Below are 17,962 nucleotides of genomic sequence, written 5' to 3'. Positions count from 1 at the left end.
AGGCGTTCTCACAGCAGGAGCGGCCTCGGGCCGCGAAGGAGGCGTGGACGATGTCGAACAGCGCGAAGATCGCGATCGGGGGAGTCGTCGCGGCAGTCATCCTGATCCCGTTCATCGGATTCTGGCTGTCGCTGCTGGTCCTGGTCGGAGTTCCGGCGGTCGCCTATCTGATGCTGGATCCCGGTCAGCGCCGCAGGCTCCGCAGGATCACCCGCAAGGAAATAGGCCGCTGACGACGATGGGGGCGCCGCGATGAGTGGCACAGTGACGGTGGTGAGCAGGAACGAGGCGTATTCGTTCACCAAGCCGAACAGGCAGAGTGTCACGTTGCTGGCAGGGCTCGGCGTGGAGGGAGACGTGCACGCGGGGGTCACGGTCAAGCACCGGTCCCGGGTCGCACAGGATCCCACCCAGCCGAATCTGCGCCAGGTCCATCTCATCCACGAGGAGCTGTTCGTCGAATTGCGGGCAGCCGGTTTCGAGGTGGCTCCTGGCGACCTCGGGGAGAACATCACCACCAACGGCGTCGATCTGCTCACGCTCCCCGTCGGCACCCTGCTGCACCTCGGCGACGAGGCGGTCGTCGAGGTCACCGGACTGCGAAACCCCTGTCTGCAGATCGACAACTTCCAGGAGGGGCTCCTCAAGCAGGTCGTCGGCCGTGACGAATCGGGCCGGGTCGTGCGCAAGGCCGGGATCATGGGCATCGTCACGGTCGGCGGGGTGGTCCGTCCGGGAGACCCGATCGAGGTCGAACTGCCCGAGGGCCCGCATCGGGCACTCGAACGTGTTTAGGGCCTTTCCTTCGGATCATGTCGGCTTCGCCCCCGGCCCGGCATGATCCGAATGTGAGACCCCGGCCGGAGCGTGGGTGGGGCGAGGCCACCCCGCTCGGCCGGCTGCCGACAGCGGTCCGCCTCCTGCAGAGCGGGGTGGCCTCGCACTCAGGTCGGTCGTACCGCGATCTCGTCCAGGGCCTTCAACAGGCCGGGCAGTTGCGTGCCTCGACCGACCGGCAGCACCTCGCCAGGCTCCTCGTCCAGCAGGACGAACGCGATGTCATCGGTTCTGGCGACCAGCGACCAGCCGGGGCCGTCGGCGCGCAGCATGCGGGCCTCGCCGGTGGCGAAGGAGGACCGGACGCGGCCCGGGGGCGGTGGGGTGTCCACATAGGCGTGTGCCTCCGCGAGCGCTCGCCGTACACCGGGATGTGTCCCTGAAAGGGACTCCGGCGCGAGGCTCTCGGCCGTGGCTTCGGGGTGGCTGCTCCGGGCCTCGCCCCCGGCCGTGGCCCCGGGTCCGGTTTCGGCCTCGTCCTGGGCCCTTGCACCTGATCCGCCAGGAAGTCCGGCACCCGGCTCGACCTCGGCTCCACTGCCGGTCTCGACCCCGATCGCAGCTTCGGCCGTGCCTCCGGGCCCGCCCTCACCGTTGTCCTCGGTCCCGCCGCTGGTTCCGGTTCGACCGTCGGTACCGGTCATGCCTTCGGTGCCGGCCCCCGCCGCCTCGTCCTTCCCCGCGGTGGCGCGCCTCCGCGAGTCGTCGGCCGAGTTGCCTGCGCCCCCCGCGCCGTCTGTGCCTCCCGGCGTGGTGAAGGCCGTCTCGTCGTCGATCTGCTCGCGCCAGGCCGTCCACTGATGCGCTATCTCGTCCGCGCCCAAGCGCCTCTGGGCCGGGCCCCACGAGTCCGTGTCGGGTGGAGCCAGCGGCGCGGGATCAGCACCCTCGGCCGCCGGATCCGGCAACGGATCGTGCGGGGCGGCCACTCCCGGGGCCGCGACCCCCACCGCGAGGGGCCAGCCGGGCAGCGCACAGACCACCGAACGGTCGTCGGGGGAGAGGTCGTACTCCATTCCGCAGTCCCACGACGCGATGGCCACGGCGACCAGCGACACGTCCTCGACGACGACGGTCCACCGCGCACCACTGCCGTCCTGTCCGAGGACCAGCCCGTAGCCCTCGGCGTACGGTTCGAGGGCGAGTTCCGCACAGGCGGCCGGGTAGTCGTCACCGAGCACGCTCGGGAACTGTGCCGGTGTCAGCAGTACCGCGGTCAGCACATACAGTGCGTCGTCGTCGGCGACCGCGTCGCTCGTCCCGGCCACGGCACCCTCCTCGTCCGTCGTGGTTGTCCGTCGGCGCACCTTAACGAGTCGGTAACCCACTCGTCGAGGCCCTGACAAGCGATGACACGACAGGGGCCGGCACGCGCCGTCCGGCGGAGGGAGCGCTGTTCAGTCGGCGGGCAGACCGAGCAACGTTCGGGCCACTGCCCGCGGTGTCTCGTCGCGCTCACGGGCCAGGGCGAGCACGGCACGGCAGGCCAACTCGCTGACACCGAAGGAGAGCGCCTCGGGCGACACCCAGCCGCTCGCTTCGTCGACCAGGGCCTGGTCGTCGTCCACGGATGCCGAGACACAGGTGGCGGCGGCCTCGAACAGATTGCGCTGCTTGCGTCGTCCTTCGTCGAGAGATCGCGCCTGCCGCGTGTCCTTCCGGTCCGGGGAGACCCACTTTCGCAAACTGCCGATCATGTCGATCACGGAGACCGCCTTTCCGGAAATCTCCGAGCGCATTGCGCCTGCCGTCTACGGTGTTCCCCGTCGTCGTAGGGTTGGACCTTCGACCGAGAACAGGGGGCGGTGCGGTGAAGCGGTACGACCGGCTGAAGGAGATCCAGCTTCTCGATCCGGAAAGGGACTTCCTCCGGATCTACCGGATCACGGCAACCTACGAGTTTCCCTGGGACATCACCCGCGCTCTCGAACTGGCCCTGTACCGAACGTATGCCGTCCCCAGCATCGGAAGACTCCTCGCGGAGACAGCGGAACTGACGGGCCGTCCGCAAAAGCGCTACGACGACACCGCACTTCTCCTCGACGCGGTCGTGGAGCACGGTTTCGACAGCGACCCGGGCCGCGCGGCCATCCGCCGGATCAATCAGATGCACCGCAGTTACGACATCAGCGACGACGACATGCGTTACGTGCTGTGCACCTTCGTTGTCACTCCGAAGAGATGGCTCGACGACTTCGGATGGCGTCGGCTGTCCGACCATGAACTGCGGGCGTGCGCCGCCTACTACCGCACCCTGGGCGCTCATATGGGCATCAAGGACCTGCCTCGGACCTACGAGGACTTCGAGCGCACCCTCGACTCCTACGAGGCCGAGCACTTCGGCTGGGACGAAGGCGGGCGCCGTGTCTCCGACGCCACGCTGGACCTGATGAGCTCCTGGTATCCGCGCCCCCTCGCCCCCGTCGCGCGGAAGGCGGCCCTCGCGCTTCTCGACGACTCGCTGCTGAGGGCATTCCGCTACGAACGTCCGAGTTCCGCGGCACGGGGCCTCACCCACGGCGCCCTGCGACTGAGAGCACGGGCCGTGCGACTGCTGCCGCCGCGTGCAACCCCGCACTACGCCCGGCAGAACCCTGAGATCAAGGGCTATTCCGGCGGCTATGAGATCTCCGGGCTCGGTACCTTCCCCGCCCCGGGCATCCGAGGCTGTCCGGTCGCGCACGAGCGCGGCCCCGTCGTCGCGGACGAGTAGCCCCCAGGTCAGCGCGTCCGAACGGCCAGGGCGAGGAAGTGGTCGTCCTCGTCGGTGTACGTGCCGAGCAGCCAGCCCGAACGTGCCAGCAGCGGGCGGAGGTTGTGCTCGGCGCGCAGGTCGTCGTCGGTGATCGGGCGGCCGTGGCGCGCTGCCAGGGCGGCTCGCCCGATGGGATGGAAGAGAGCCAGCTGTCCGCCCGGCCGAACCACCCGCGCCAATTCCGCCAGGTCCGGTCCTGGATGCGACAGATGGGAGATGAGCCCGGCCGCGAACACGGCGTCGAGCGACCGAGACCGCAGGGGCAATCGGGCGACATCGGCGAGGATCAGTGCCCCGCTCCGGTCACGTCCGGCCCGTACCGCCGAGTCCAGCATCGCCGCGGTGAGGTCCACGCCCAGCACCGCGCCCTGGGCTCCCACGGCGGCGCGCAGCGCGGGCAGCGCCCTCCCCGTACCGCAGCCGGCATCGAGCACGGCGTCACCGACCCTCAGTCCGAGGGCGTCGACCCCGGCGGCGTAGGCAGGCCCGTCGTCGGGGAACCGGGTGTCCCAGTCCGCCGCGCGGGTCGTGAAGAAGTCCTGGACGCGTGTGTGATCATCGGCCATGCGGACATGATCGCGCAGTTGCCGTCGGGGCGAAACGGACCGTGGCGTCGGGCGGTGACCGTCGACAGGCCCGAACGGGTCCGCCCCCCCGACCTGTCGACCGCCGGTCGACCCGAGCGGCGCGGAATCCGAGTACGAGCAGTGCACCGCGGCGCGACGGGGCGACCGCGAGGGCACGTTACGCGGAACACGCAGGCCTCCCCCGCCCCGCCGACGGGGGCAGGGGAGAGGCCGGTGCTCATTGCCCGTGCAGGTCCACGGGGTCAGACATTGACCCCGTAGTCGGACGCGATCCCGGCCAGGCCCGAGGCGTACCCCTGGCCGACCGCACGGAACTTCCACTCCGCGCCATGCCGGTACAGCTCGCCGAAGACCATGGCGGTCTCGGTCGAGGCGTCCTCGCTGAGGTCGTAACGAGCCAGCTCGACGTTGTTCGCCCGGTTCACCACGCGGATGAACGCGTTGCGGACCTGGCCGAAGCTCTGCCCGCGGCTCTGCGCGTCGTGAATGGAGACCGGGAAGACTATCTTCGCGACGTTCGCCGGGACAGCCGCGAGATCCACATTGATGGACTCGTCGTCGCCCTCGCCCTCACCGGTCAGATTGTCCCCGGTGTGCTGGACCGAACCGTCCGGGCTCGTCAGGTTGTTGTAGAAGACGAAGTGCAGGTCGGAGAGCACCTTGCCGGTGTCCGAGCACAGCAGAGCGCTCGCATCCAGGTCGTGATCCGCGCCTGTCGTCGTCCTCACGTCCCAGCCCAGGCCGACCGTCACTGCGGTCAGGCCGGGCGCCTCCTTCGACAAGGAGACGTTGCCGCCCTTGGCCAGGCTCACACCCATGAACTTCCTCCATCGATCCAGTGGTCCAGAGCTTCAGTGCTGCGGTGATCGGCGCTTCTTGGGCCGTCACCCGGGTCAACGACGGTGCCGTGCTCCCGGTTCCCTTGATTGCGCAATTCCTGAAGTGAAGACGGCGAAGGTCGCCGCACGCCGGCGAGCCGGTGTCTCAGGCGCGGGGCTCGGTGCCCGGGCCGGTGTCGGTCTCCTTCATGGCCTTCGCCTCACTCTTCAGGATCCGCATGGATTTGCCCAGGGCGCGGGCCGTGTCCGGCAGCTTCTTCGAGCCGAACAGCACGATCACCACGATCGCCACGATCAGCAGGTGCCAGGGTTCGAGACCGTTGCGCAACATCTACGTCCCGCCCTTCCTTTCGGTGTTTTGACCGCTGTTCTCGTTCGGCGCCGGCGGGCGGTGCCTCAAGCTGGTTGCAGGCAGGTCCGGTGATCCGGTCGAGCAGCGATACTTGTCACATTGCGCAACTGTACAACCATGGGGCGGGCGGAACGCGCCTTCCCCCATGGAAGCCGGGTGGACGGGGTGGTCGATGACGGGGAATCGCACGGTGGGTGCCGGCAGGGGAAGGGGGAGCCGTCCGCGGCGCACGGCCGTGTCGGGGCTGTCGTTGCTCGTGCTGCTGGTCGCGGGCATCGGGTGGGGCTGTCTGCAGGTGAATGGCAGCATCAGCACCTTCGGCGCGGACGGAATCTCCGGCGACCGGCCTCCGGACTCGTCGAAGGGGCAGAACGTCCTGGTCATCGGGTCGGACTCGCGCGCGCGACAACGGCGGGCTGGGCGGCGGCACGGGTGCGGTGGGACGATCCGACACCGCGTTCCTGCTTCATGTGTACGGTGACCGCAGGCACGCGGTCGCCGTGTCCATCCCGCGTGATTCCCTGGTCGACATCCCGGCCTGCACAGTGCCGACGGGCGAGTGGACCGCACCGCAGCACGCGGTGATGTTCAACGGAGCGTTCTCGGTGGGGGAGACGGCCGAGGGAAATCCGGCCTGTACCCAGAACACCGTCGAACATCTCACCGGCCTGCGCGTCGACCACACCGTCGTCGTCGACTTCGCCGGATTCGCCGCGCTGACCTCGGCTGCGGGGGGGGGGCGTACGTGTGTGCCTTCCCCACGACATCCACCAGCGCGACCTCAGTCCGAAGCGGCCCACGCGAGGCGCCCGGATCATCGCCGAAGGACCGCAGACCGTCTCCGGGCACTCGACTACGTCCGGCCCCGGCACGGCATCGGTGACGGCTCGGACATGGGACGGATCAAGCGCCAGCAGGCCTTCGTGGCCTCCTTCATCAAGAAGGTGAAGTCCCGGGGGCTGAACCCCGGCACGCTGCTGCCGCTCGCCGACGCGCTCTGGGCAGCGTTGAAGGCGGACCGCACGGTCGACGGCCGGGACGCCGGCGGCAAGGGACCGGCCCAAGGGGGCGGGGCGGACGGCCGCCCGGCATCACCCACGGCAGCCGCTCCGGTCTCCGGCAAGGGCATCCCCGTCGCCGTGCACAACGGCACCAAAGTCGCGGGGCTCGCGGCCAGAGCCGCAGAGCAGTTGCGCTCCCGAGGCTTCACCGTCACCACCACGGCCACGGCGGGCAACCAGGACCATGCCGCGACCGTCATCGAATTCGGACCTGGCCTGTGGGATGAGGCGGGGACCACCGCACGGTTCTTCCGCGGCGCGCGGACGACCGCGTCGACAACCGCCGGAATCCGGGTGGTCCTCGGCAGTTCCTTCGCCCGGAATCCGGTGGTCGGATCCGGGACGCCGACCGCCTCCGCAGCGCCGTCCGCCGTCTCCGGCGGGGTGAGGTCGGCCGACGACGACCCCTGCGCGGACCTCTCCTACGGTTGACCGTCGGCCAGGAGCCGGATCACGGTGCTCGGCGCGGTGCTCGTTCCGTCCGAAGCTGCAACGCCGGATGCCGGGGAGCCGTGAAGCCGAGCGACTCGTACAGCGCGGCACCGTCCCCCGTGGCGTTCAGATCGACGACCACGACCTGAGTCTCCTCACGGAACCACGTGAGCAGGGCTTCGAGGCAGACACGGGCGTGACCGCGGCGGCGCCGACGAGGGTCGGTGCTCACATTGGACACATGCCCGCGCAGCCCGCTCGGACTGGCCGGGCCGGGGGCACGCGCTTCGCATGCCCCGACCGCGCTGGAGACGGTGCCGAGCTCGGGGTCGTCGACGAGGAACGCCGCGAACATGTCAGGGCGGCGCATCTGCTCGGTGAACCATCGCGCGGAGGCCGCCCGCCATGGGGCGTCGGCGTCCCCGGTCTCGATTCCCATGTCGGCCAGCATCAGCCCCCGCAGCCGCACCAGCGCGGGCACATCGTCGACCGTGGCGCGGCGAGCACGCACCGTCCGCCCGCCCCAGGGGCCGGGGCGGGCGCCGGATCCGGAGTGGTCGATGCCCGGCGAGGTCATGAATATCTCCACTTCCGTTCGTAGCGGGCACGGGCCGCCCACAACCCGTATGCGTACAGAGCCAGGACCGTTGCGAGCAAGAGGTAATAGAGCGGTGGCAGCGCACTCATGCCCAGCAGTGGCCCGAGTGGGGTGAGCGGAAGCCCCAGGCCGACAACGGCAAGTCCGCACACGGCGGCGCGGAGCGGCCCCCCGCTGCGCCCCTCGGCGGAGCGGCGGCCCGTACGGAGCAGCAGCATCACCAGAGCCTGGGTGAGCAGGTTCTCGGTGAACCACCCCGAGTGGAAGGCCTCCTGCCCGCCCGCCGTCGCCGAACCGTGCAAGGCGTAGGCCAGCACGCCGAATGTCGCCAGGTCGGCAGTGGCGTTCAGCAGACCGAACCCGGTGATGAAACGGAGGAAGTCGCGCGGCCGCAGCACCGTCGGCCGCCGCAGCACCTCGGGTGCCGGCCGGTCGAACGCGAAGGCGAGCTGCGCCACGTCGAAGCACAGGTTCTGCACCAGGACCTGGGCGGGAAGCATCGGCAGGAACGGCAGCATCAGCCCTGCGGCGAGCATTGCGATGACATTGCCGAGGTTCGACGAGAGCGTGATGCGCAGATACGTGGCGATGTTGCCGCTGCAGTGCCGGCCCGCCGTGATCGCGTGATCGATGGCCGCCAGATCCTTCTCGGCGAGCACCACATCGGCGGTCTCCCGCGCCACGTCGACCGCGTTGCGCGGGCAGATGCCGACATCGGCCGCGTGCATCGCGGGCAGATCGTTGACGCCGTCGCCGAGAAAGCCGGTGGTGTGTCCGGACGCACGCAGCGCAAAGACGATCCGGGCCTTGTGCTCCGGTGTGCAGCGGGCGAAGACCGTGGCCCGGTCGGCGGCATCCGCCAGCTCCTCGTCCGACAGCGCGTCGATCCGAGCCGCGGAGACGACTTCGCCCGGATCGAGGCCCAGGTCCCGGCAGGCGCGGGCGACCGTCCCGGGATCGTCGCCGGTGAGGACCTTCACACGGACGCCCCGGTGTTCCAGCACGCCCAGGGCCTCCGCGGCGCTCGGCGTGAGCGCGTCCCGCAGAGCGACGAAGCCGAGGAAGGACAACCCGCGCTCGTCGGCAGCGGTGTACGCACCGAGCCGGGCGGGCCGCTCGGTCCGGGCCACCGCGAGCAGCCGCAGGCCGTTCGCGGACTCACGGGCGGCCAGGGCCCTCAGCCGGTCCCGTTCGTCGTCGTCCAGCGCACAGCGGTCGAGCACCGCCTCCACCGCCCCCTTCGTGACGAGGGTGTGGATGCCGAGCCGCCCAGGAATGCGTACGACGGCGGTGCCCAGCCGCCGCACCGGGTCGAACGGCAGCGCGGCCACACCGTCGTACGCGGACAGTGCCTCCTCCTGCTCCTCGGCCGCGTCCAGCACCGCCTCGTCGAGTGCGTCGGCAGCGGGCAGATCAGCGAGCTGCAGCGTCCACAGCGCGTTGACCGCGGCCCAGTGCAGTACCTCGGGATCGGACCGGTCCGCTCCGTTCAGCGACCGTTCGACGACGGGCCGGTCCTGGGTGAGCGTTCCCGTCTTGTCCAGACACAGCACATCGATCGCGCCGAGATCATGCAGGGCCGGCAGCCGTTTGACGATCACCCCGCGGTTGCGGGCAAGCAGCGAAGCGCCCCGGGCCAGCGCCGTCGTGACGATCACCGGCAGCATCTCCGGAGTCAGACCCACCGCCACCGCGACGGCGAACGGCAACGTCTCCAGGCCGCGGCCGCGCAGAGCCGCGTTGGCCATCAGCACCAGGGGCGGGGTGAGCAGCATGAACCGGATCAGCGTCCAGGAGATCCCCTGGACCGAACGGTCGAACGCACTCGTGCCGCGGCGGCGCGCCGAACTGTCGTACGCGGCGGCGAACCGGGTGTTCGCTCCTGTGGCCGTCACCACCGCCGTACCGCTCCCCGATGTCACGCTGCTGCCCTGGAAGCACAGCTCGGGCCGCGCGAACAGTCCGGCCTCGCCACCGGGCCCGGCGCCGGGCGACCGGTCCCGGTCCGGAGCGTCGACGGGCTCTTTGGCGACCGGTGCCGACTCCCCGGTAAGGGCCGACTGATGCACGGTCAGACCGCTCGCGCGCAGCAGCCGTACATCGGCCGGCACGAGATCTCCGGGACCGAGGCGGATCACGTCGCCCGGCACCAGCTCCCCGACCGGCAGCTCACGCGCCTGCGGCGCGGCATCCGGTCCGGTGCGGCGCAGCACGGTCGCGGTGGTCGCCACCAGCTCCCGCAGCGCGGCCGTGGAACGGTCGGCCCGATGTTCCTCCGCGGAGCGCAACACACAGCTGACGACCACGAGCACCAGCGTCACCGAGGCCGTGCCCCACGAGGCCACCGCAGCGGAGACCAGACCCAGGCAGAGGAGCACCGAGGTGAACGGATCCCGCAGGCTGCGAACGAAACGGCGGGGCCAGGAGACCGGACGCCAGGCCGGCAAGGTGTTCTCGCCGAACCGGGCCAGCCGTTCCTCCGCCTGCGCCTCCTGCAGCCCCCGAGGGCCGCTGTCCAGCGAACGGAGAACCTGCAAGGAGGTCGGCCCGGCGACGGACGGCGCGGGCGGTGCGACATCGGCGGCGGCGCTCCGGCCGGCCGCCGCGCTCGCTATCGGCACGACGACGGCGGACGGGTCATCGGGGTCGGTGCTGCCGGGACCTGCGGCGGCACTGCTCTCAGGCACCGAGCTCACGGAGGCGTACGGGCTGCTCGGGCGTGTGTCCGGCGCGTGCGGAGAGCTGGCCGACCATCAAACGGACGACGGTCACCACATCGGGGTCGTCGACCAGATACACCTGCCGACGGCCTTCGCGCCGTGACCGTACGAGACCGGCCAGTTTCAGCTTCGTCAGGTGCTGGCTCACCGACGGCAGGGTGCCGCCCACCCGGTCCGCGAGGCCGGTCACATCACTTTCGCCCTGGGAGAGGGCCCACACGATGTGGAGCCGCGCAGGTGTCGCCAGCAGACCGAAGGCGGCGGCCGCCTCCACCAGTACCTCCGCGGGCGGATCCGTGAAACCGCTGTCGGCAGCTGTCGACACTCTTGCTCTCCCTGTCAGCGTGGGCCGACTGCTCGCGCCCGAAGTCTCCAGTGTAGGCGCCGGACGTCTGCCGTCCGCGGGCTGTTCGCCGGAGAGGGAACGGGAGCGGGACGGGAACCGGCGGGGCGCGGGTGGGAGCACGAGTACCGGAACGGCCGCCGGCGGCCACCAGGGAACGAGAGACGGGCCTGTCGGCGCGATCGGATGGGGGACTCGTCCGGTGCTCGGCGAGCGAGCGGAAGCGGCCGCACCGGTGTGGGTGCTCGTCGTCCGCGGGGCAGTTTCCCGCTCGCCACGCTGTCGCGGTGTGCGTGCCGTCGGATGCGCGGGACTCGGAGGTGCGGCCGAGTTCGTGGGCCGGACGCCAGCGGCCGGGCCCGGCTCCTCATCGGGGTGGACCGTGCTCTCCGGCCCGGCCGGCCTCTTGCCCGACAGGGGCCCGGACCCGGCCACATGACGAAGGAGCGCTTGCCCGTACGTGACCAGTGCGCGAGGCTTGCGTGAAACGTGGGGCACGGGGAACGCATGAGCGGGGAGGAGCGGGGAAAATGGCGCTGGACAGGGGACTTGACTGGCTTCTTGACGATCTCACGAGCAGGGTCGAGCACATACGGCACGCGTTGGTGCTGTCGAACGACGGGCTGGTGACCGGCGCGAGCACGGGCCTGGCGCGTGAGGACGCTGAGCATCTGGCTGCGGTGTCGTCCGGCCTGCACAGCCTCGCGCGTGGTTCGGGGCGCCACTTCCGGGCCGGGAAGGCCCGGCAGACCATGGTGGAATTCGACGAGGCGCTGCTCTTCGTGACAGCCGCGGGCGAGGGCAGCTGCCTGTGTGTGCTGAGCGCGGCGGAGGCCGATGTGGGCCAGGTCGCGTACGAGATGACGCTGCTCGTCAACCGGGTCGGCGAACATCTCGGTGTCGCCGCGAGGCAGGCGGGAAGCGCAGGAAACGACCCTGCCTGATCGGCGGGCGGGAGTTGTCCACAGGTCGTGCGGGCGGTGTCTCCCCGGAGTTACGGTACTCACAGAGAGTAACCGAATCTCACGGGGGAGTGCACCATGAGCGTTGCCGGAACGGTGTGTCGGGAGACCGTGCGCACGATGACTGTGGGCGCGGCGGCCCAGGAGCTTCAGCTGAAACGAGGCGAGTTCGCCGTCGCGGTGCACACGGGTCTGGTCCGTGTGCTGGTGCAGCAGGGCGGGGGAAGGCCCAGGGTCCGCCGGGAGGAGGTCGACCGGCTGCGGTCGCAGGACGGGTTTCCGGAGGTGCTGCGGGAGCGGGTGCGCACCGTCGGCACGGCGGAGGGGGCTCAGCTACTGGGGATCAGTCCGGGCCGCTTCACCAGACTGGCCCGCGCGGGATGTTTCACGCCGATCACCTTCTATCTCAACCGGTACCGGACGGTGGTCTGGCTCTATCTCGCCCAGGAGCTCGCGGAGTTCGCCGTCCGGGAACCCCGGCTCCTGGTGGGGAAGAGCCCGGACCGGGTGCGTGATCGGTTGGCGGGAGGTGCCGACTGCCGTGCGCGCGACTGGCGCTGGCGCCGGGTCGAACGGCTGCTGAGCCTCCTGGAGGATCCCTGGGCCCGTGCGGCGGTGCTTGCCGTCACCCTGGATCCGGTGCAGTTGGCGGAGGTGGTCGATGATCCGTACGAGCGCGCCTACCTCGCGAGGATCCGGCCGGAACCGGCCTTCGGGTTGACGGGATCGCACAGGGCGCGGGAGACCTGGACACGTCTGATGCAGGCCGACGAACCGGACGAGATGCTGTGGCGGCGAGTCGGCCTGATCATGGAGCTGGACCACGCCCGGGAAACCCGACAGGCACCGCGGCCCGGCGACGAGCGACGCCCCCGCCTCGGCCGTGTGCACGAGCGAGGGCCTGATGGCGTGCGCGGCTTCGCGAGCGGGTACGGATCTGAGCCGGGAGTCGGCCCCGCCGCCGAACCTGCCTCGGCGCGTGACCACACTCCCACGTGTGAACCCAACCCGGTCACCGAGCCCGGATCGGCGTTCGACACCGCGCGGGTGGACGAGCGCGAATCCCTTCTCGATCCCGTGCGCGGTTCCGGTCCCGTGGGTTGGCCCGGCTCCGGACCTGTTCCGGTGCCTGCGGCATTGCCGGAACACGCACCTGGGCTGCTCGCCCGGCTGGGGCTGCGCACACGTAAGCTACGACAGCCTCGCCGATAAACGACTCGCGCCAGGAGTCCGGCGCCGACATCCTGGCCCCTATGCTGATCAGAGAAGCCACCGACGAGGACTGGCCCACCATTTGGCCGTTCTTCCACGAAATCGTCGCCGCGGGGGAGACGTTCACCTATCCGCTCGATCTCGGTGAGGACGAGGCCCGCTCCTGGTGGCTCCTCAGGTCGCCGAACCGAGCGGTGGTCGCGGTCGACGACGCCGGGACGATCCTCGGCACGGCAAAGATGAACAACAACCACATGGGCAATGGTGCGCACATCGCCAGTGCGAGCTACATGGTGGATCCCCGGCGTTCCGGGCAGGGTGTGGGCCGGGCCTTGTGCGTCTACACGCTCGACTGGGCGCGCTCGTCGGGATTTCGAGCCATGCAGTTCAACGCCGTGGTCGAGACGAACACCCACGCCGTGGGGCTCTACCGGTCGCTCGGCTTCGAAATCCTGGGAACCCTGCCCGAGGGGTTCGACCATCCGACACAGGGGTTCGTCGGACTGCACATCATGCACCGCGCTCTGTGACACCGCATGGCGGCCGCTCGGCAACCCTTCCGACCGCCGACCGGCCACTGAAGGAACCCTCCTGGCCACCCCTCGGGCCGCTCCGCGCGGAAGGCTGCTACTCGTTTCGCGCCGCAACCCACGTGCCCCCGACCGCCACACCGCGTCGCCATGTCCCAACTCGCGTCGACGCAGGCTCGGTTGTGACTACGGATGCCCATGGGGCGGGTACGCGCACCGTCGGCAGGGGCAGTACTGTGCGCCCCACCGCCATTCGGGCGATGAAACATATGCGGAGGAAGAATTTCATGACCATACCCAGGAGATCGTTGCGTGCTGCGGGGACACTCGCAGCCGCTGCGGTGGCCGGCTTGACCGGCGCGGTCCTCTCCGCAGGCCCGGCCGCAGCTCACACACCCACCTGGGCCGTGACCTGTTCCGAGGTGAGCCTCGATCTGACCGCCTACAACGGCAACGTCACCAACCAGGTGACCGTCACTGTCGACGGCAAGGACCTCCTGCCCACCGAGACTTTCGGAAGGGAGTTCCACAAGAAGCTCGAACTTCCCAAGCACGACGCGGAACTGACGGTTCACCTCGTCGTCAAGGCGGGCGACGGAGACAACTTCTCGCGGGACGAGACCAAGCAGGCACCGGTGTGCGAGGGCACGCCCCCGTCGCCCGCGCCCTCCGAGGCCACCCCGTCTCCCGCACCGTCCGTGGGGACCCCGTCGCAGGCGCCCTCCTCGGAGGCACCCGTCGGCAGCGCCACCCCCAGCGAGGCGGCTTCGGAATCCGCCCCCGCGGCGGCGCCCTCGAGCCCCGGCTCGTCGGACCTGGCCGAGACGGGCTCGTCGTCCGCCACCCCGATCATCGCTGGAGCGGCTGTTGCCGTTCTGCTGGCCGGTGGCGGCATCATGTGGTCCGTGCGCAAGCGTCGTACCGCACAGCACTGACGTAGGCCGACGGTCCTGCTGCGGAACCGTGTCGGGACCGTCGGCCGGGGGTGTGTCACCTCGTTCGCGAGGCGGCACACCCCTTCGCGTGCTCGTCACGCCCGTTCCGCGGGCGGTGGACGAGTGGAGTCGAGCGGCATCGAGGGCCCGATCTCGCACCAGACCGCCTTCCCCTCGCCGCGGGGCTCGACACCCCAACGCGTGGTGACGGCGTCCAGGAGCAGCAGGCCGCGCCCCGACGTCGCAGTCTCGCCCGGACTGCGGCGTCTCGGCCAGACACTTGAACGATCCTGAACCGACAGCCGGACCCGGCGGGTGGGCTCGGGCAGTACCTCCAGGGTGAGTACCGCGCCGCCCTCCGTGTGCAGAAGCACATTCACCAGCAGCTCCCCGGTCGCCAGCTCGGCGGCATCGGCGATTTCTGCCATGTCCCAGTCGGTGAGAGCCTGGCGCACGATCGTGCGGGCGTCGGAGAGGCCCTCGGGGTCGGCCTGGTGGATGTACTGGTGCAACCGCGGGGCCCGGGGCGACCCCGGGTCCGGACTGCGCCGCAGCACGAGCAGGGCGACATCGTCCCCCGAGCCCCAACGCTCCCAGAGCCGGTCCGAGAGATGATCGGCCAGTGCTTGAGCGCCCGCGGGCCCCGCGCTCACCTCGTGGATCAGGGCCTGGACACCTGTATCGATATCGACCCCCGGCTCTTCCACCAGGCCATCGGTGTACAAGACAAGGGTTTCGCCCGGCACCAGGTCGAGACGGGTCTCCGGATACTCCTCGTCCTCGAGATCGGTGGAGATTCCCAGCGGCAGACCGCCTCGCACCTGTGGGCTGCCGACCCGGCCGTCCATGTGCCGGATCAGCGGGCCGAAATGCCCGGCACGGACCACTTTCACAGTCCCCGAGGCGAGATCGACCTGGGCATAGGTGCAAGTCGCAAAGCGCTCCGTGTCCAGTTCGGCGAGGAATCGCGAGGCTCGGGCCAGAACCGTCGACGGAGGGTGCCCCTCGGCTGCGTACGCGCGCAGCGCGATGCGCAACTGGCCCATGATGGCAGCGGCGTGTGTGTCATGGCCCTGCACGTCACCGACCACGATCCCGCAGCGGTTCTTGGGAAGCGCGATCACGTCGTACCAGTCACCACCGACCTGGCGTCCGCTCCAGGCCGCGTGATAGCGCACCGCTATCTCGCCGCCCGCGATCTCCTGGATCCGCCGCGGCAGCATCGTCGCCTGGAGACCGGTGGCGAATTCGCGCTCCTCGTCGAAGAGCCTGGCCCGCTGCAGCGACTGCGCGACGATGGCGGTGAGCCCCAGACACAGATTGCGCTCATCGACGTCGAAGGCCGTGCTGTCGCGGTAGAACAGCGCCAGCGCACCGAGGGATCGCGCCTGGGCGACCAACGGCAGATACGCGGCCGCACGGAATTTCATGCCGTCCGTGTACCGCGCCAGCGCGGGATAGCGATGGACGAGTTCCGTCACCGAGGTCAGGAACCGGGGCCGACCGCTGAGAACCGCGTCGGCCAGCGGAAACCTCCGGTCCAGCCGCCCGGATCCGAGTTCGTCGAGAGCCGCCAGCGGATTGCCGCTCAGTGCGATGACGTTCAGCGCCGTGTTCTCGACCAGGCCGAGCGCGAGGCCGTCCGCCCCGAGCCGCGCCGGTCCTCCGGGCCCGGTCAGCGCAGCGGTCACGTCGTCCACGGTCACCGCACGTGCCAGAGCGCTCGTCGTTCGTTCCACGATGCTGGTGTGGCGCCGGCGGCGTTCTTCCAGGTCCTGCACGAAGGCCGAATGGGTGACCTCGGCCGTCGCGTCCCTCACCACTCCGACGACCCGCCGTGCCCGGCCGCCGTCGTTGCGCAGGATCCGCGCCTGGATGTGCGTCCACTGGTCGGTGCCGTCGGCCAGCGGTACCCGGATGTGCACGCTGTACGCATTGCGCCCGGCCTTGATCGCCTCGTCGATCGTCCTGTTGAGCCGGGCGCGCTCCGCACGTTCGAGTCGTTTGACCAGCGCCTCGGGCCGGGAATCGAAGGTCCGGGGGTCCAGGCCGAATACCAGCAGGCCCGCGTCGTCGATGTCGAGCGTGTGGGCGTCCAGGTCCCACTCGAAACTGCCCGTCCGATTCATGACGAGCCGCTCTGCCGTCGCGGTCTCGCCGTGGTGTCCCTTCTCGGTCAGCGGACGGGACGGGTCGGGGGCGCTCGGTTGCCGCTCGTGATCGGTCATTCCTGCTCCGGAGATCGTTCGCCGGGGCCAAGGGTTGTCCGTATTCCCTGGCGGCGCACGACGACAGCTACAGCACCTCGCTGCCTTGTCGGAACGTCCACATACATTCAGTATGTGGATGCCCCTCCGCCTCGCTGTGCACCGCATCCGACACCGCGCACTGATCCGCCAGGGAACGCGGGACAACCCCTGGGCCGGTGTCTTCGAACTGGCGTCTGCCGCACGGCTCGGGCTCCGGCCGAACGACGCCACTTCGAAGACCCGTCCTACCGGGCCGACGTGGCCCGTACAGGTGCCTCAATTGTCGAGCCCGTTCCGGCGGGCTGCCAGGCGGACCCGGTGGGAAGGGGGCGACGCCCCGGTACGGACGGCCTCCGCACCCCCGTTGACCGGCCTCACGACGTGCCCCGCAGAATGACAACGGAAGATCGTCCGCGAGCGGCGGGCGATACCGTACAGGGGCTGACCGGAGCGCATTCATGAACCACGAAGATCCTGTTCTGCTGAACACCGAGGGACGCATCCGCCACATCACCCTCAACCGCCCGCGCGCCCTCAACGCGCTGAACCACGCCATGGTGCTGCGCATCGACGAAGCACTCGCCGAAGCCGAGGCCGACGACACCGTAGCCGCCGTCCTGATCACCGGAGCCGGGGAGCGCGGCCTCTGTGCGGGTGGTGACATCCGGTCGATCCACGAGGACGCCCGCGCGGGCGGCGGCGCATCGTTGGACTTCTGGCGCGACGAGTACCGGCTCAACGCCCGCATCGCGAGGTTCCCCAAGCCGTACGTCGCGATCATGGACGGCATCGTGATGGGTGGTGGCGTCGGTGTCTCGGCCCACGGCGATGTCCGCGTCGTCACCGAACGCTCGCGCATCGCCATGCCCGAGACCGGTATCGGCTTCGTCCCCGATGTGGGTGGGACGCACCTGCTCGGCGCCGCGCCCGGCGAGCTCGGTACCCATCTCGCGCTCACCGCGGACGCGGTCGGCGCGAGTGACGCGCTGCTCTGCGGGCTCGCCGACCACTTCGTACCGTCACAGACCCTTGCCGGGCTCACCACGGAGCTCGCCGCCTGCGGAACGGCAGCCGAGGTCGCGGAGACCGTCCGGCGCCATGCCGCACCGGCGCCGGACGGTGAACTGGCGGGGCACCGGGAGTGGATCGATTCCTGTTATGCGGCCGATTCGGTCGAGGAGATCCTCGACCGGCTCGACAACAGCGGCGTCCCCGCCGCCAAGGAGTCCGCCGAAACGATCCGGGCCAAGTCACCCACCGCGCTCAAGGTGACCCTCGCGGCCCTGCGCAGGGCCCGACGCCTCGACAGCCTGGAGGCGGTGCTGGACCAGGAGTACCGGACGTCCTGCACCGCCTTCACCCGGCCCGACCTGGTGGAAGGGGTACGTGCCCAGATCATCGACAAGGACCGCAGCCCTCGATGGAGCCCGGCCGGCTTGGCCGAGGTCACCGAGGCCGATGTTGCGCGATTCTTCGCGCCGTTGGGTCCTGAGCGTGAACTCGGCCTGGACAGCGGCTCCCGTGTGGCGGACTGAGAAGAGGTGATCCGC

At 70.1% G+C, this 17,962-nt stretch carries 18 protein-coding genes; 9 read left to right on the top strand and 9 right to left on the bottom strand.

The genetic code is table 11. The annotated features are described in order from the left end of the window. Positions 1 to 50 precede the first annotated feature (50 nt). Positions 51 to 233 (top strand): hypothetical protein, encoded by a 183-nt coding sequence (locus ACIRP2_RS20565; protein ID WP_351082883.1) that lies wholly within the window; start codon positions 51 to 53, stop codon positions 231 to 233. Between the two features lie 19 nt (positions 234 to 252). Beyond that, a complete protein-coding gene (locus ACIRP2_RS20560) occupies positions 253 to 795 on the top strand; it encodes an MOSC domain-containing protein (RefSeq protein WP_404252207.1) in 543 nt (180 codons plus the stop codon). 149 nt (positions 796 to 944) lie between these two features. On the opposite strand, the gene ACIRP2_RS20555 is transcribed toward ACIRP2_RS20560, so the two are convergent. Together ACIRP2_RS20555 and ACIRP2_RS20550 are read right to left on the bottom strand one after the other, a co-directional pair. Beyond that, complete coding sequence (locus ACIRP2_RS20555) at positions 945 to 2,105, bottom strand: hypothetical protein (RefSeq protein WP_404252205.1); 1,161 nt, start codon at positions 2,103 to 2,105, stop codon at positions 945 to 947. Positions 2,106 to 2,234: 129 nt separating this feature from the next. Beyond that, entirely contained in the window at positions 2,235 to 2,534 is a 300-nt protein-coding gene (locus ACIRP2_RS20550) for a hypothetical protein (RefSeq protein ID WP_404252877.1), read from the bottom strand. Positions 2,535 to 2,647: 113 nt separating this feature from the next. Between ACIRP2_RS20550 and ACIRP2_RS20545 the strand changes: the two genes are divergently transcribed. Then, a complete protein-coding gene (locus ACIRP2_RS20545) occupies positions 2,648 to 3,550 on the top strand; it encodes an oxygenase MpaB family protein (protein WP_404252203.1) in 903 nt (300 codons plus the stop codon). Positions 3,551 to 3,558: 8 nt separating this feature from the next. Here the strand turns inward: ACIRP2_RS20545 and ACIRP2_RS20540 are convergent, their stop codons facing one another. From ACIRP2_RS20540 to tatA, 3 genes are all read right to left on the bottom strand, one after another. Then, a complete protein-coding gene (locus ACIRP2_RS20540; RefSeq protein ID WP_404252201.1) occupies positions 3,559 to 4,158 on the bottom strand; it encodes a class I SAM-dependent methyltransferase in 600 nt (199 codons plus the stop codon). Positions 4,159 to 4,421: 263 nt separating this feature from the next. Next, positions 4,422 to 4,997 (bottom strand): TerD family protein, encoded by a 576-nt coding sequence (locus ACIRP2_RS20535; protein ID WP_404252199.1) that lies wholly within the window; start codon positions 4,995 to 4,997, stop codon positions 4,422 to 4,424. A gap of 166 nt (positions 4,998 to 5,163) precedes the next feature. Then, entirely contained in the window at positions 5,164 to 5,349 is a 186-nt protein-coding gene (gene tatA / locus ACIRP2_RS20530) for a Sec-independent protein translocase subunit TatA (RefSeq protein WP_376216209.1), read from the bottom strand. Between the two features lie 458 nt (positions 5,350 to 5,807). On the opposite strand from tatA, the gene ACIRP2_RS20525 reads away from it, so the two are divergent. Next, positions 5,808 to 6,863 (top strand): LCP family protein, encoded by a 1,056-nt coding sequence (locus ACIRP2_RS20525; protein ID WP_404252197.1) that lies wholly within the window; start codon positions 5,808 to 5,810, stop codon positions 6,861 to 6,863. 19 nt (positions 6,864 to 6,882) lie between these two features. On the opposite strand, the gene ACIRP2_RS20520 is transcribed toward ACIRP2_RS20525, so the two are convergent. Genes ACIRP2_RS20520 through ACIRP2_RS20510 form a run of 3 tightly spaced genes read right to left on the bottom strand, consistent with a single transcriptional unit; the run spans position 6,883 to position 10,506 of the window. Continuing rightward, positions 6,883 to 7,440: a GNAT family N-acetyltransferase gene (locus ACIRP2_RS20520; RefSeq protein ID WP_404252195.1), complete on the bottom strand. Its 558-nt coding sequence runs from the start codon at positions 7,438 to 7,440 to the stop codon at positions 6,883 to 6,885. Continuing rightward, positions 7,437 to 10,157, bottom strand: a complete 2,721-nt coding sequence (gene mgtA, locus ACIRP2_RS20515; RefSeq protein WP_404252193.1) for a magnesium-translocating P-type ATPase — start codon at positions 10,155 to 10,157, stop codon at positions 7,437 to 7,439. Before mgtA ends, ACIRP2_RS20520 begins: the two co-directional genes overlap by 4 nt. Next, the gene (locus ACIRP2_RS20510) at positions 10,141 to 10,506 is read right to left on the bottom strand and encodes an ArsR/SmtB family transcription factor (protein ID WP_404252191.1); all 366 of its coding nucleotides are present in this window, start codon (positions 10,504 to 10,506) and stop codon (positions 10,141 to 10,143) included. Before ACIRP2_RS20510 ends, mgtA begins: the two co-directional genes overlap by 17 nt. 548 nt (positions 10,507 to 11,054) lie before the next feature. Between ACIRP2_RS20510 and ACIRP2_RS20505 the strand changes: the two genes are divergently transcribed. The 4 genes from ACIRP2_RS20505 to ACIRP2_RS20490 all read left to right on the top strand — a co-directional run bounded on the left by ACIRP2_RS20505 (position 11,055) and on the right by ACIRP2_RS20490 (position 14,163). Next, positions 11,055 to 11,468 (top strand): roadblock/LC7 domain-containing protein, encoded by a 414-nt coding sequence (locus ACIRP2_RS20505; protein ID WP_351082903.1) that lies wholly within the window; start codon positions 11,055 to 11,057, stop codon positions 11,466 to 11,468. A 138-nt stretch (positions 11,469 to 11,606) separates the two neighbouring features. After that, positions 11,607 to 12,698, top strand: coding sequence for a DUF6397 family protein (locus ACIRP2_RS20500; protein WP_404252189.1), 1,092 nt, complete (start codon positions 11,607 to 11,609; stop codon positions 12,696 to 12,698). Positions 12,699 to 12,739: 41 nt separating this feature from the next. Then, entirely contained in the window at positions 12,740 to 13,228 is a 489-nt protein-coding gene (locus ACIRP2_RS20495) for a GNAT family N-acetyltransferase (RefSeq protein ID WP_404252187.1), read from the top strand. Positions 13,229 to 13,515: 287 nt separating this feature from the next. After that, positions 13,516 to 14,163 carry an LAETG motif-containing sortase-dependent surface protein gene (locus ACIRP2_RS20490; protein WP_404252185.1) on the top strand — a complete coding sequence of 216 codons (648 nt, stop codon included), beginning with the start codon at positions 13,516 to 13,518 and terminating at the stop codon, positions 14,161 to 14,163. A gap of 95 nt (positions 14,164 to 14,258) precedes the next feature. On the opposite strand, the gene ACIRP2_RS20485 is transcribed toward ACIRP2_RS20490, so the two are convergent. Continuing rightward, complete coding sequence (locus ACIRP2_RS20485) at positions 14,259 to 16,391, bottom strand: SpoIIE family protein phosphatase (RefSeq protein WP_404252183.1); 2,133 nt, start codon at positions 16,389 to 16,391, stop codon at positions 14,259 to 14,261. Between the two features lie 479 nt (positions 16,392 to 16,870). On the opposite strand from ACIRP2_RS20485, the gene ACIRP2_RS20480 reads away from it, so the two are divergent. Continuing rightward, the gene (locus ACIRP2_RS20480; RefSeq protein ID WP_404252181.1) at positions 16,871 to 17,947 is read left to right on the top strand and encodes an enoyl-CoA hydratase/isomerase family protein; all 1,077 of its coding nucleotides are present in this window, start codon (positions 16,871 to 16,873) and stop codon (positions 17,945 to 17,947) included. Positions 17,948 to 17,962: the final 15 nt, after the last annotated feature.

The organism is Streptomyces sp. NPDC101194, assembly GCF_044767885.1.
Taxonomy (GTDB): domain Bacteria; phylum Actinomycetota; class Actinomycetes; order Streptomycetales; family Streptomycetaceae; genus Streptomyces.
This window is presented reverse-complemented; position numbering and strand designations above follow the sequence as displayed.